Source organism: Streptomyces sp. NPDC127106 (assembly GCF_042677605.1).
Classification (GTDB): Bacteria; Actinomycetota; Actinomycetes; order Streptomycetales; family Streptomycetaceae; genus Streptomyces.
On record NZ_JBHXTC010000101.1, the window covers coordinates 1 to 12,734 of the forward strand.

The window sequence follows — 12,734 nt, forward strand, 5'->3', positions numbered from 1 at the left end:
TCTCAGCGCCCCCTCCACCGCGCCGCCCCGCCGGCGCGCCGCCCCCCCCCGCGCCCCGCCCCCGCCCCCCCGCCCCCCCCCCCCGCACCGGCGAACCGGTGCCGGGTCAGAGCTGCGACAGCTCGTCCACCAGGTCGTCCAGGCCCAGCGAGCCCTGCGACAGGGCCGCCATGTGCCAGGCCTTCAGGTCGAACGCATCTCCGTGCGCGGCACGGGCGTTGTCCCGGCCCAGCAGCCAGGCGCGCTCGCCCAGCTTGTAGCCGATCGCCTGGCCCGGCATCGACAGGTAGCGGGTCACCTCGCTCTCGATGAAGTCCGCCGGCCGGCTGTTGTGCTGCGCGAAGAACTCCTGCGCCAGGTCCACCGTCCAGCGCTCACCGGGATGGAACGGCGAGTCCGCCGGGATCTCCAGGCCCAGGTGCATGCCGATGTCCACGATGACCCGCGCGGCCCGCATCATCTGGCAGTCGAGGTAGCCCAGGCGCTGCTCGGCGTCCTTCAGGTAGCCCAGCTCGTCCATCAGGCGCTCCGCGTACAGCGCCCAGCCCTCGACGTTGGCGCTGACCAGACCGACGCTCGCCTGGTAGCGGGAGAGCCGGTCAGCGACGTGCGTCCACTGCGCGAGCTGGAGGTGGTGGCCCGGAACCCCCTCGTGGTACCAGGTGGACACCAGGTCGTACACCGGGAAGCGGGTCTGACCCATCGTCGGCAGCCAGGTACGCCCGGGCCGGGAGAAGTCCTCGGAGGGGCTGGTGTAGTACGGGGCCGCCGCGCCCCCCGCCGGGGCGATCCGGGATTCCACCCGCTTGACCCGCTCGGCGAGTTCGAAGTGGGTGCCGTCCAGGTTCTCGATGGCCTCGTCCATCAGGCCCTGCAGCCAGGCCCGGACCTCGTCGACCCCCTCGATGTGGGTGCCGTGCCCGTCCAGGTGCCGCAGCGCCTCCCAGGGGCCGGCGCCGGGCAGGATCCTGGCAGCCTCGGTCTTCATCTCGGCGAGCAGCCGGTGGTATTCCGACCAGCCGTAGGCGTACGCCTCGTCCAGGTCCAGGTCCGTGCCGTTGAAGTAGCGCGACCAGCGGGCGTAGCGCTCGCGGCCCACCGCGTCCGGGGCACCGGCGACGGCCGGCTCGTACACCGCGCGCATCCAGTCGCGCAGTGCGGTGAGGGCGGCGGTGGCGGTGCCGGCCGCCTGCTCCAGCTCGCCGCGCAGCGCCTCCGGGCCGCGGGCGGCGAACTCGCCGAAGAAGCCGCCGCCCGCGGTGTTCCCGTCGCCGGGGGTGCCCTCGTCGCCGGGGGTGTCCTCGTCCTCCCCGGCCCAGGTGGTGAGCTGGCCGATGAAGGTGGCGGTGGCGCGCGGGCCGCCGTACAGGCCGCGGTCGAGCCCGAGTTGCAGGCCCTCGCGGTAGCCGGCCAGGGCGGCGGGGACCGCGCGCATCCGCTCGGCGATCGCCGCCCAGTCCTCTTCCGTGTCCGCCGGAGTCAGCGGGAAGACGTCGCGGATCGCGTGTGCGGGGGAGTGGATGTTGCTGACCGCGCGCAGCTCCTCGTCGGCCTCGTGCACGGCGAGTTCGGCGGTGAGGCGCTCGCGCAGCAGGCGGGCGCAGCGGCGCTCGGCGTCACTGTCCGCGCCGGGCAGCCGCTCGGCGGAGTCGAGCCGGGCGAGGGTGGAGCGGGCCAGGTCGGCCACGGCCGCACGGCCGGCCGGCGAGAAGTCCGGGAGCCTGCCGGAGCTCGCCGCGACACCGAGGTAGGTGCCCGTGATGGGGTCGAGGGCGATGAGGTCGTCGACGTAGGCATCGGCGACCTGGCGGGGCAGCCGGGACGCGATGTCGCTGCGGAGGGTGTCTGACATGCGGACATCTTCGTATGCGCGGAGGGTCCGCGTCATCACCGTTCGCTGTCGGCCTGCTGACGCCGTGCGGGCTGCCGGCCGGCGCCCGGCAGGCCGTGCGGGAGCAGGCCGCCGGCGGGTGCCTTGTCGAGGCGTGCGGTGATCACCAGGGTGCCCTCCTCGACCAGGTAGTCGAGGGGGAGGCCGAGGCCGCGCATGGCCGCGACCATGCCGGTGTTGGAGGCCTGGGTCACGGCGTACACGCTGGCGCAGCCCGCCTCGACGGCCATCGCGATGAGCCGGCGCAGCAGCTCGGAGCCGACCCCGCGGCGCTGCCAGTCGTCCTCGATCAGGAGCGCGATCTCGGTCTCGTCGCCGTCCCACAGCAGGTGGCCGAGGGCGACGAGCTTGCCGGAGGCGGTGGTCGCGGCCAGCGTGCGGCCGAAGCGCGGGCTCAGCAGGTGGTCGAGGTAGCGGTCGGCGTCGGCGACGGGGCCGTGGTAGCGCAGGCCCAGGGTGCGCTCGGAGCAGCGGTCGTGCATCGCACGGGCCGCGGGCAGGTCGGTCTGGTCGGCGCGGCGGACGGTGATGTCGTTGCCCTCGGGCAGGGTCAGCACGTCCTGGCTGCGCGGGACGCGCGGGCCGAGCCGGGCGTCGAGTTCGACGAGGGCCCGGGCGCGGGCGAACTCGGTCGGGGTGAACGGCAGATGGGGCCGCTCCACGGTGAGGGCGCCGCCGGAGGGGTCGCGCAGCCGCATCACGGTCGCCTCGAGTACGCCCTCGACCGGGGTGTCGGCGCCGATGTTGGGGCGGCCGGAGAGGCTGGTCGCCGGGATGGAGTGGATGGTGCAGCGGCCGAGCAGCTGGCGCAGCGCGAGCGGCAGTTCGGCGGTGTCCAGGGCGGTGCGGGTCGCCAGGCCCAGCAGCCGGGTCGGGGGGTCGACGAGTTCGTGCGCGTCGGCCCGCTCGATCCACGTGTCCCTGCCGCCGGCGCCGGCGACGGCGTGGGCGAGCGTCTTGGAGGGCAGCTGCCGCGGGGCGCGCAGCAGGAACTCGTCCACGGTGCCGCCCTCGGGCAGCGGATGCGTCTGCAGGGTCAGGATGTCCACCTCGTGGGCGGCGAGCGCCGTGCACAGGGCGGCCAGGCTGCCGGGCTCGTCGCGCACGGTCGTCCGCATCCGCCACAGCGAGGCCGCGGCGGTCGCGCTGTCGTCGGGGGTGCTCGCCGCCGGGGTCACGGCCTGGCCGGCGGCACCCGTATCGGAGGGGGCCGTGCTCCCGGGCGGCGGCGCGTGGCTGTGGCGGCGTGCCCACCAGGTGTGGAACGCCGCCGTCACCAGGAGGGCGACGGCCGAGGCGACCAGCAGGACGGGGCCGCGCGGGCCGTGCACGACGAGGTTGGCGATGCCGTCGGCGACCGCGACGGCGCAGAAGAGCGCGGCCAGTTCGACGACGTCGCGGCGCCAGTGGTGGTGGCGGTGGGAGCGGTGGGCGGGCGCGTGAGTGCGTTCAGTCATGCATGCCACTGTGACGCAGGGGTGTTGCGTGGTCACGAACGATCTGTGACCGCCTGGTTAAGCGTCCATCTGGCCGATTTCGCCCTGGTTTCCGTTGCCCGTGCCTACCCTACTGGCCCACGCGGCCGGGCTGGAGCGTCCTGGTGAAAAGTACGCCGCCGCCCTGGCGCCGCAACCGGACGGTGAGTTCCCCGGAGTCGCCGGCGATCTCGACCTCCCCGTAGTACGGGGGGTTCTCGGACGGCGACATGTTCGCGAACGGGGCCGACTGCACGAACTCCGTCCGGGGGCCGAACGTCGGGTCCAGCTTTCCGGCGGGGAACCCGCCCGCCCCGACGGGACCGGAGACGAACTCCCAGAACGGCGCGAAGTCGCCGAAGGCCGCCCGCTCGGGGGCGTAGTGGTTCGCGGCCGTGTAGTGGACGTCCGCGGTCAGCCACAGGGTGCCCGTGATGCGTTGCTGCTTGATGTGGCGGAGGAGTTCGGCGATCTGGAGTTCCCGTCCCAGCGGCGCGCCCGGATCGCCCTGGGCCACGGCCTCGAAGTGCGCGGCCCCGTCGGGGACGACGATCCCGAGCGGCATGTCCGCGGCGATCACCTTCCAGGCGGCCCGCGAGCGCGACAGCTCGCGCTTGAGCCAGGCCAACTGCTCCGTACCCAGGATGCCGACCGGGTCGTCCGTCTGGCGGCCGGGGGAGTTGGCGTTGCGGTGGGTGCGCATGTCGAGCACGAAGACGTCGAGGAGCGGGCCGTACCGCATCACCCGGTACATCCGGCCCTCGGCGCGACCGCCGCGGAGGTCGGTGACGGGGAAGTACTCGCCGAAGGCCCGGCGGGCGCGGGAGGCGAGGGTGTCGACGTCCCTGACGGTGTAGCGGGGGTCCTCCAGCAGCTGGCCGGGGTACCAGTTGTTGCGCACCTCGTGGTCGTCCCACTGGGCGAGGACCGGCACCTGGGCGTTGAAGTCGCGCAGGTTACGGTCGAGCAGGTTGTAGCGGAAGTTGCCGCGGAACTCGTCCAGGGTCTCGGCGACCTTCGACTTCTCCACGGTGGTGATGTTGCGCCAGATCCCGCCGTCGCGCAGCGGGACGGAGGCCTGGATCGGCCCGTCGGCGTACACCGTGTCCCCGCTGAAGAGGAAGAAGTCCGGATCGCGCAGCCGCATTTCGTCGAAGACGCGGTAGCCACCGAGATCGGGGTTGATGCCCCAGCCCTGGCCCGCCAGGTCCCCCGACCAGACGAAGCGCACGTTCCGGCGGCGCGAGACGGGGGTGGTCCGGAACGAGCCCTGCACCGGCCGGCTGCAGCGGCGCGGGTCGTCCGGGTCGGCCAGGACGACGCGGTAGTGGATCTGCTGCCCGGGGGGCAGGTCGCGCAGGGTGACGGTCCCGGTGTAGTCGGTGCCGGGGCCGAGGTAGGGGCCGCCGTGGTGGCGGACGCCGTAGCGGAAGGACTCGCTGGGTGAGGTGTGGACGTACATCCGCGCCGGGCGGTCCGAGCGCGTCCAGACGGTGGCCGAATGGGCGGTGATCTCGCCGGACTGGACGCCCCACGGCGCGCTCGGGCGGCCCGAACGGGTGAAGGCCGGGGCGGTGGCGGGACCGGCGGAGCCCACGGTGGAACCGACAGTGGCGGTGGACGCGGCGAACGCCTGCGTGCCGATCGTGCCGGACAGGGCAAGGCCCACCGGAACGGCGATCGAACCGCCGAGCAGGGACCGTCGGGTGTACGGCATGGGTGCCATCGGAGCGTCTCCAGGGCCGGCCGGGGAAGGGTCGGACCAGTGTGCCGAGGCACCCCGGCCCGCCCGCGTCGCACACGCGAACCCCGGATGAACAGCCGCCGGACGTCATCCCACCTCGGTGTTCGCGGCCTTCCGCACCGTGTCCAGGACCACCCGCGCCACCAGCGCCGGGGCGTCGTTCATCGGGACGTGGCCGCAGCCGGGCAGCCGCACCAGCCGGGCATCGGGCACGACGTGCTTGGCCCGCACGCCCTGGCGGGGCAGCAGCAGCCGGTCGCGGGAGCCCCAGGCGATGGTCACCGGCAGCCCGGGAACGTCCTCGGTGAACCGTACGGAGCGGCCCGCCGCCAGGGTCTCCTCGAAGCCGGTCGCCCCGCGCAGGGCGAGCGTCTCGGCGACCACGGCCTCGGGCGAACGGCGGGCCGGGCGCGCATAGATGGTGCCGGTGAGGGCCGTTCGCCCGGCGGCGCTGTGAGAGAGCCGCTCCAGGGTGGGCAGCGGCAGGGCCAGCGCGCCGACGCGCATCGCGCGCAGGGTGGCGAAGGCGTACCTGCGTTCGGCCTCGGTCCAGAAGCCGGCGGGGGAGAGCGCGGTGACCGTGCGGGCCAGGTTGCTGCGGCCCATCTCCAGCGCGAGGAGGCCGCCGAGGGAGTTGCCGACGACGTGCGGGCGCTCGGCACCGAGGGCTGAACAGAGCGAGCCGAGGGCGGCGGCGACGGTGCCGAGGTCGTAGGGGACCCCGTTGGGCAGGGGCTCCGAGACGCCGAATCCGGGCAGGTCGACGGCGATGACGTCGTGTTCGGCGGCCAGGATGTCGGTCACCGGATGCCAGGCCTGGAGGTGGTGGCCTATGCCGTGGAGCAGGAGCAGCGGCTCGCCGTGGCCCTTGCGCTCGTAGGCGACGGTGGCGGTGCGGGGGCCCAGCGGCGAGTCGATCGGGAAGGAGACCGTGGCGGTCATGCTGCTCCTCGTCGGGTGGACGCGCGTGAGACAGGCTGTCAGTAATCGCTATGGTCATGATTACCGTCCGGTAGGCCTTGACTACAAGCCTGTGGCGCGTGTCGGACCAGTGCAGTCCGGATCCTGCGCATGCCCGTGTGGAGGGCGCGAACATCGTATGAACGGCTTGATGCCTATGCCCGATGTGCCCGGTAAAGGGGTGAGGATTGGTCTTGACCAAGGTGCCGCACCGACCTATGGTCGCAGGGATAGTGCAGGAACCTTTAATAAACAAGGGCGCGGAACTGCCGCTGGAACACGGCGATTGCAGCGATGGCAGGAGGAGTCAGGGTGGGGACCACGCAGCTGGAAACGGTGCCGGAGCCGAAGTACTGGCACCTGAAGACCGTCCTGAGCGAGGCGCTCGACCAGGACTTCGCCGTGGGTGAGGTCCTCCCGAACGAGCGGGAGCTCGCCGCCCGCTTCGGCGTGGCGCGCGCGACCCTGCGCCAGGCGCTGGAGCAGCTCGAACTGGAAGGCCGCCTGCAGCGCCGCCGCGGAGTCGGCACCACCGTCGCCCCGCCGCGGGTCGGCGTCGCCGTCGGAACCCCCCGGCACAGCTGGCCCGGCGAAGCTGCCGACGGCTGGGAGGTCGTCGACGCCGTCGACGCGCCGGTGCCCGCCGCCGCCCTGAAGCTGCTGGGCGTCTCCGCCGACCAGCCCGTCCACACCGTGCGCCGGACCCGCATCACCCAGGGCCAGGCCGTCGCGGCCGAGCTGCTGTACGTGCCCGCCGCCTCCGTGCCCGGCCTGCCCGCGATCGACGCGCCTGCCGGGCCCGCCCGCGCCCGCGCCGTGCTGCGCGAGCTCCAGCGGCTCGCCCTGGACGGCCAGGACCGCTCGGTCGAGCTCGGCTCGGCCCGCGCAGACGACGCCAAGGAGCTGGACCGCCTGCCCGGAGCCCCGGTCCTGGTGGTCACCACGCGCTACTTCACCGCCGCGGGCACGGCTGCCGTCTCGGTCGCCACCTACCGCGCGGACACCTGCCGCCTCACGTTCGGCGACTCGGGCGACGTGGAGATAGCGCACGAGGCCCGCGCCGCCTCCTGACCCGGCGCGCGCCGCCCCCCGGCGCCGACCCGCACCCGACGGCCCCCGTTTCCGGCACCTGCCGGGTCGGGGGCCGTACGCGTCCGGGGCCCCGCGCGTACGGTCTCGCGTGTACGGGGACGCGGTTCAGCGGCGGCGGGAGGTGACCGTCCTCTCCACGGCGAAGAGTTCCTCCTCCACGTGGTCCAGCGCCAGCCGGAGCGCTCCGGTGGCCACCGCCGCCTCGCCGAGCAGGGACTGGGCCACCCGCGGGGGACGCAGGCAGTAGCGCTCCAGCTCCCGGCGCAGCGGGTCCAGCACGCCGTCCAGGCCCGCCGCCCAGCCGCCGACCACCACCAGTTCCGGGTCCATCGCCAGGACGAGGGCCGCCACGTCGTGCACCAGGCGCTGGATGAACCGCTCCACCGCGGCCACGGCCCGCTCGTCCCCCCGGTCGGCCATCGCGAAGACGCCCGCCACGGCCTGCTCGTCCAGGGGGTGCAACGGCTCGCCGGTCGTCGACAGCAGCCGCTCGGGCGTCGCCTCGCGGCCCAACAGGTGGAGCGCGCCGATCTCGCCGGCGGCCCCGCCGAACCCGCGGTGCAGCCGGCCGCCGATCAGCGAGCCGGCCCCCGGGCTGAGGCCGGCCATCACGAAGACCATGTCGTCGGTGTCCTGCGCGGCCCCCTTCCAGTGCTCGGCGAGGGCCGCCGCGTTGGCGTCGTTCTCCACCCGGACCGGGCAGCGGAAGGACCGCCGGAGCCGGTCCCCGAGCGGCAGCCCGGTCCAGCCCGGCAGGGCCGTGCCCAGCCGCACCGTGCCGTCCGCCTCCACGATCCCGGGGCTGCCGACGCCGACGGCCCGCAGGGAGTCCCGCGGCACGCCGGCCCGGCGCAGCAGATCGGCCACCGCGGCCCGGACGCGCTCCAGCCGCTCGTCGGCGGTCGCGCTCTCGGCGACCTCCTTGGTGCCGGCGCCGATCACCCGACCGTCCAGCCCGGACAGCAGCACCGCGATCCGGTGGGAACCGATCTCGATGCCGAGCAGGTGCCCGGCCTCGGCCCGGAACCGGAAGCGGCGGGCGGGCCGCCCCTGGCGCCGCGCGCCCTCCTCGGCATCCGCCTCGACGACGAGCCCGGTGCCGATCAGCCCCTCCACGACGCCCTCGACGGTCGGCCGTGACAGCCCGGTCACCCGGGTGAGGTCGGTGAGCGTCGGCGACCGGGCGGCACGCAGCGCGCGCAGCACCACGGCCGAATTGATCCGCCGGAGCAGAGAGGGATCTCCGCCGGTCAGCTGCCCCAACGTCTGTCCTCCCAGCTGGCGAGCCTGTCTGCCGGATCGTACTGCGCACCTGCCGCGGCGGCGAGAAGCGGCCCCCGTCGGACCGGGCGGGGCAGCCGGCGCGGGGCGGTCAGGTCGGGACGACGAAACCCGACTCGTACGCCGCGATCACCGCCTGGGTCCGGTCGCGTGCACCCAGCTTCGACAGCACCGCACTCACGTGGGACTTCACGGTCTCGGTCCCCACGAACATCTCGGCCGCGATCTCCGCGTTCGTCAGCCCCCGCGCCATCAGCCGCAGCACGGCCTCCTCCCGCTCGGTCAGCGCGGCCCGCACCAACCGGGCACGCGCCCCGTTGTTCCCGTACTCCGAGGCCAGCGACCGCACCGCCGCCGGGAACAGCAACGTCTCGCCCTCCGCGACCAGCCGCACCGCGTGCACGATCTCCGACGGCCGGGCCCGCTTCAGCAGGAACCCGTCCGCCCCCGCCCGCAGCGCCCGGTAGACGTACTCGTCGTTCTCGAAGGTCGTGACCACCAGGATCTTCGGCGGCTCGTCGATGCTCTTCAGCACCGCCTTGGTCGCCTCGATCCCGTCCAGCAGCGGCATCCGCACGTCCATGGCCACCACGTCCGGACGCAGCTGCCGGACCAGCGGGATCACGGCCGCACCGTCGGAGGCCTCACCCACCACCTCGATGTCGGGCTGGGCATCGAGCACGGCGCGCAGACCCGCGCGCACCAGGGGTTCGTCGTCGACGAGCAGTACGGTAACTGGCATCCGCTCAGCCTATGGGGTGAGCGGAAGCCTGGCGCGCACCCTCCATCTCCCCTTGTCCGGACCGGACTCGGCCGTCCCGCCGAGCAGCGCGGCACGCTCCTGCATTCCCCGCAGCCCGCTGCCGCTGCCGGCGCCCGGAGACCCCTGGCCCTCGGGCAGTGGATTCGACACCTCCAGTTCCAGCTGTCCGTCGGTCATTTCCACGCGCACCTCGACCGGGACCGGCCCGCAGTGCCGCAGCACGTTCGTGAGCGCCTCCTGGAGGATCCGGTACGCCTCCCGGGTGACGGGCCCGGGCAACGTCTCCAGCGGACCGCTCAGTCGCGCGTGCACCACGGCTCCCGAGGCCCGGGTCGAGTCCAGCAGCCGGTCCGCGTCCGCGAGCGTCGGTCGTTGGGAAGGACGCGGACCGGAGTCCCGCAGGACCGACAGGACCCGGTCCAGATCCTCGAGAGCCGTCCGTCCGGTCTCCTCGATCGCGCTCAACGCCCGCTCGGTGAAGGCCGGATCGCCCGCCGCCCGCGCCGCTCCGGCCTGCACCACGGCCACCGTCAGAGCGTGCCCGATCGTGTCGTGCAGCTCGCGCGCGATCCGGGTGCGCTCCAGCAGTTGCTCGGTCCGCTGCTCCAGCACGGACAGCCGCTCTGCCGCAGAGGGCCCCAGCAGCCGGGTCGCGATGGCCGATATCAAATCGCCCATCAGGAACACGGTCACGAGCAGCAGGACCAGCGGCAGCGGAGTGAGCACGGCCGCCAGCCACGGCGGCGGCACCACCGGCAGCGCGACGTCCCCACGTATCGGACAGCCGAACGCGGTGGTGAGCAGCTCGAAGCTGAGAACCGGCAGCCACACGGTGGCGAACATGGCCACGATCGCCAGCGCCAGCCGTATCTCCAGCCACAGCACGGTCCGCCAGCGGTCGCCCCAGCGCTTCGAGGCCACCGTGGTGATGGCGCTCTCCTCGGACTCGCGGTCGTACGAAGTGAGCAGGAACTGCGCCTGGAGTCCCTCGGCCGTCCGCATCCAGGGGAGGAGGCCGAACGGAGCGATGATCAGAGCAGGAGCCCACGGCTTTTCGGCATCTATGAACAACCACAGCGCCACCAGCAGCACGGGCACGCACAGGTGCAGCCACCGCTTGTACGTCTGTGGTTGGAAGGGCGCTGTGATCAGTCGGTGCATGCCCCCATCGTGGCAGCGCGCGATCACTGTCGTCTCCCCCGTGCGGGGGAGACGATCCCCCCGTGCGGGGGAGGAGAGGGAGTGGGGCCCACGGCGAATCTTGAGCCATGAACCGCATCGAGATCCGCCAACTGACCAAGGAATACGGCACGACCAAGGCCGTGGACCAGCTCACCTTCGACGTCCTGCCCGGTCGGGTCACCGGTTTCCTGGGCCCCAACGGTGCCGGCAAGTCCACCACGTTGCGCGTGCTGCTCGGGCTGGACCGGGCCACGTCGGGAACCGCCACCATCGGCGGCCGCAGCTTCACCGATCTTCAGCAGCCGCTTCTCCACGTCGGCGCACTGCTGGACGCCCAGGCGGCGCACGGCGGCCGGATCGCCCGGGAACACCTGCTCTCCCTGGCCGTGGGCAACCGCATCCCGGTGCGCCGGGTGGACGAGGTCATGGAGCAGGCGGGCATCGCGTCCGCCGCGAAGCGGCGGATCCAGACCTACTCCCTGGGGATGCGGCAGCGCCTGGGCATAGCCGCCGCGCTGCTCGGCGACCCCGGCGTGCTGCTGCTGGACGAGCCCACCAACGGCCTGGACCCGGAGGGGATCATCTGGATCCGCGAGCTGATGCGCGGCCTCGCCCGCGAAGGGCGGACGGTGCTGGTGTCCAGCCACCTGATGTCGGAGACCGCCTCCTTCGTCGACCACCTGGTCGTCCTCGGGCGCGGCAAGCTCCTCGCCGACACGCCGATTGAGGACTTCATCAGCGCGCGGAGCACCCCCAGGGTGCGGCTGCGCACCTCCGACCCGATCCGCCTGCGCGCCACCCTCGCCCGGGACGGCTTCCACCTGACCGAGGCCGCGGAGGGCCGCTGGACCGTCGACGGGATGCAGGCCGAGCAGCTCGGCGCACTCGCGGCCCGCGAGGGCATCCCGATGCTCGAACTCTCCGACGAGCGGGCCTCGCTGGAGCAGGCCTACCTCGACCTCACCGCCGACCACGGCGAGTTCGCCGCCACCCACTGACCACGACCGGAGGAATGCGCGCCATGTCCACCACCGCCCTGCCCACCCGAGCCGCCCTGCACGCCGAGTGGATCAAGATACGTTCGCTGCGCGGCACCTTCGGGTCGCTCGTCGCGACCTTCGTGGCCGTCACCGGTGTCCAGATGCTGACTGCTGCCGCCATCGGGACCGCCGAGGAAGGCAGCATGGGTTCGGACCCGATGTTCGCCGCCTTCTACGGCCTCATGTTCGGACAGACGGCGGCCATCGCGTTCGGTGCGAACGCCTTCTCGAGCGAGTTCCACAACAACGCCCTGCGGATCACTCTGACCTCGCTGCCGAACCGTACCCGCTTCTACCTCACGAAGCTGCTCGCGGTGGGCGGGCTCGCCTTCCTGGTCGGCGAGGCGACCGCCTTCGCGACCTTCCTCGGGGGACAGGCCTTCATGGGCCAGTACGCCATCGGTCTGGGCGACGAGGGCGCGCTCCGTGCCGTCGTCGGCTGCGGGCTCTACCTGACCCTCATGTCCCTGTTCGCCGCCGGCCTCACGGCCGTGTTCCGCAGCGCGGCCGCGACGCTCAGCGTCCTCATACCGTTCATCCTGGTCATCTCCTTCGTCGTGGGCGACGTCGCGGGCGGGGCCGCGCAGTACCTGCCGGACCGCGCGGGTCAGATGGTGATGCGCGTCGAGCCCTGGGGAGAGCTGGGCCCGTGGACCGGCCTGGGAGTGATGGCGCTGTGGACGGGCGTCGCTCTGATCGGCGGCTGGCTGGCGGTGCGCCGACGCGACGCCTGACGTCCATGACGGAAGGCCAGTTGTCAGTGGTCGGCGGAATACTGACGGCATGACCACGGCACAGCATCTCGAGACCATCGACCGGCTCCTGACGCGTGACTTCCCCGAGGCCCGCGGGAGAACCGAGGTGGGCACGAGCGGGCCCGGCTACCACCTGGCCGAGCTGGGTGCCAGCCGGTGGTACGGCGATGAGGACGCTGCCGACCGCGCCGAATGCGAGGAAGAGGTGTCGGCAGCGTACGGGGCGCTGGCCCACCGGCTGGAGGAGCGCTGGGGGCCACCCCACACGTTCAGCCTCGACAGCCTGCGGCTGCGGGAGGGCGGGGCAGAGGTGGCGCAGCCGTGGTCCGAGATCGCCGCCACCACCGACCACCTGCACCTGTGGCGGACCGGGGACCGCTGGGTGGCCGTCTACGCCGCGGCCTGGGGAGCCGACCACTCGCCGCAGCTGATGGTGGCGGTCACCGTGATCGACCCGCCCTAGAAGGCCGATGAAGATCTTGTTGTGGGGCTGTCCGGCCGTAGGCCGGGCGGCCCCTCGGTTATGTGGTGGCGGGGGTGATGGCCCAGGT

At 73.1% G+C, this 12,734-nt stretch carries 11 protein-coding genes; 4 read left to right on the top strand and 7 right to left on the bottom strand.

Annotation, left to right across the window (positions count from 1 at the left end):
- Positions 1–106: 106 nt before the first annotated feature.
- From ACFVGY_RS36775 to ACFVGY_RS36790, 4 genes are all read right to left on the bottom strand, one after another.
- Positions 107–1,852, bottom strand: a complete 1,746-nt coding sequence (locus tag ACFVGY_RS36775) for a DUF885 domain-containing protein (RefSeq protein ID WP_385686650.1) — start codon at positions 1,850–1,852, stop codon at positions 107–109.
- Positions 1,853–1,887: 35 nt separating this feature from the next.
- Positions 1,888–3,348 carry a GNAT family N-acetyltransferase gene (locus tag ACFVGY_RS36780; protein ID WP_385686653.1) on the bottom strand — a complete coding sequence of 487 codons (1,461 nt, stop codon included), beginning with the start codon at positions 3,346–3,348 and terminating at the stop codon, positions 1,888–1,890.
- A gap of 109 nt (positions 3,349–3,457) precedes the next feature.
- On the bottom strand, positions 3,458–5,083 hold the full coding sequence (locus ACFVGY_RS36785) for an alkaline phosphatase D family protein (RefSeq protein ID WP_385686656.1): 1,626 nt from the start codon (positions 5,081–5,083) through the stop codon (positions 3,458–3,460).
- Between the two features lie 114 nt (positions 5,084–5,197).
- Entirely contained in the window at positions 5,198–6,052 is an 855-nt protein-coding gene (locus ACFVGY_RS36790) for an alpha/beta fold hydrolase (protein WP_385686659.1), read from the bottom strand.
- Between the two features lie 330 nt (positions 6,053–6,382).
- Here ACFVGY_RS36790 and ACFVGY_RS36795 point away from each other — a divergent pair, with 330 nt between their 5' ends.
- Positions 6,383–7,141: a GntR family transcriptional regulator gene (locus ACFVGY_RS36795; protein WP_385686661.1), complete on the top strand. Its 759-nt coding sequence runs from the start codon at positions 6,383–6,385 to the stop codon at positions 7,139–7,141.
- Between the two features lie 126 nt (positions 7,142–7,267).
- On the opposite strand, the gene ACFVGY_RS36800 is transcribed toward ACFVGY_RS36795, so the two are convergent.
- The 3 genes from ACFVGY_RS36800 to ACFVGY_RS36810 all read right to left on the bottom strand — a co-directional run bounded on the left by ACFVGY_RS36800 (position 7,268) and on the right by ACFVGY_RS36810 (position 10,367).
- Entirely contained in the window at positions 7,268–8,425 is a 1,158-nt protein-coding gene (locus ACFVGY_RS36800; protein ID WP_385686664.1) for an ROK family transcriptional regulator, read from the bottom strand.
- A gap of 109 nt (positions 8,426–8,534) precedes the next feature.
- Positions 8,535–9,185: a response regulator gene (locus tag ACFVGY_RS36805; RefSeq protein WP_385686667.1), complete on the bottom strand. Its 651-nt coding sequence runs from the start codon at positions 9,183–9,185 to the stop codon at positions 8,535–8,537.
- Positions 9,186–9,194: 9 nt separating this feature from the next.
- A complete protein-coding gene (locus tag ACFVGY_RS36810) occupies positions 9,195–10,367 on the bottom strand; it encodes a sensor histidine kinase (protein ID WP_385686670.1) in 1,173 nt (390 codons plus the stop codon).
- Between the two features lie 107 nt (positions 10,368–10,474).
- On the opposite strand from ACFVGY_RS36810, the gene ACFVGY_RS36815 reads away from it, so the two are divergent.
- From ACFVGY_RS36815 to ACFVGY_RS36825, 3 genes are read left to right on the top strand one after another with little or no spacing between them, the layout of a single operon-like run.
- On the top strand, positions 10,475–11,386 hold the full coding sequence (locus ACFVGY_RS36815) for an ATP-binding cassette domain-containing protein (protein WP_385686673.1): 912 nt from the start codon (positions 10,475–10,477) through the stop codon (positions 11,384–11,386).
- Between the two features lie 23 nt (positions 11,387–11,409).
- Positions 11,410–12,162, top strand: a complete 753-nt coding sequence (locus ACFVGY_RS36820) for an ABC transporter permease (protein WP_385686675.1) — start codon at positions 11,410–11,412, stop codon at positions 12,160–12,162.
- A gap of 49 nt (positions 12,163–12,211) precedes the next feature.
- Positions 12,212–12,646, top strand: a complete 435-nt coding sequence (locus ACFVGY_RS36825; protein WP_385686677.1) for a hypothetical protein — start codon at positions 12,212–12,214, stop codon at positions 12,644–12,646.
- Positions 12,647–12,734 lie beyond the last annotated feature (88 nt).

Coding starts and splice junctions, on each gene's coding strand:
- ACFVGY_RS36775 (WP_385686650.1), bottom strand. CDS start 1,852: ATGTCAGACACCCTCCGCAGCGACATCGCGTCCCGGCTGCCCCGCCAG.
- ACFVGY_RS36815 (WP_385686673.1), top strand. CDS start 10,475: ATGAACCGCATCGAGATCCGCCAACTGACCAAGGAATACGGCACGACC.
- ACFVGY_RS36805 (WP_385686667.1), bottom strand. CDS start 9,185: ATGCCAGTTACCGTACTGCTCGTCGACGACGAACCCCTGGTGCGCGCG.
- ACFVGY_RS36825 (WP_385686677.1), top strand. CDS start 12,212: ATGACCACGGCACAGCATCTCGAGACCATCGACCGGCTCCTGACGCGT.
- ACFVGY_RS36785 (WP_385686656.1), bottom strand. CDS start 5,083: ATGCCGTACACCCGACGGTCCCTGCTCGGCGGTTCGATCGCCGTTCCG.
- ACFVGY_RS36780 (WP_385686653.1), bottom strand. CDS start 3,348: ATGACTGAACGCACTCACGCGCCCGCCCACCGCTCCCACCGCCACCAC.
- ACFVGY_RS36810 (WP_385686670.1), bottom strand. CDS start 10,367: ATGCACCGACTGATCACAGCGCCCTTCCAACCACAGACGTACAAGCGG.
- ACFVGY_RS36790 (WP_385686659.1), bottom strand. CDS start 6,052: ATGACCGCCACGGTCTCCTTCCCGATCGACTCGCCGCTGGGCCCCCGC.
- ACFVGY_RS36820 (WP_385686675.1), top strand. CDS start 11,410: ATGTCCACCACCGCCCTGCCCACCCGAGCCGCCCTGCACGCCGAGTGG.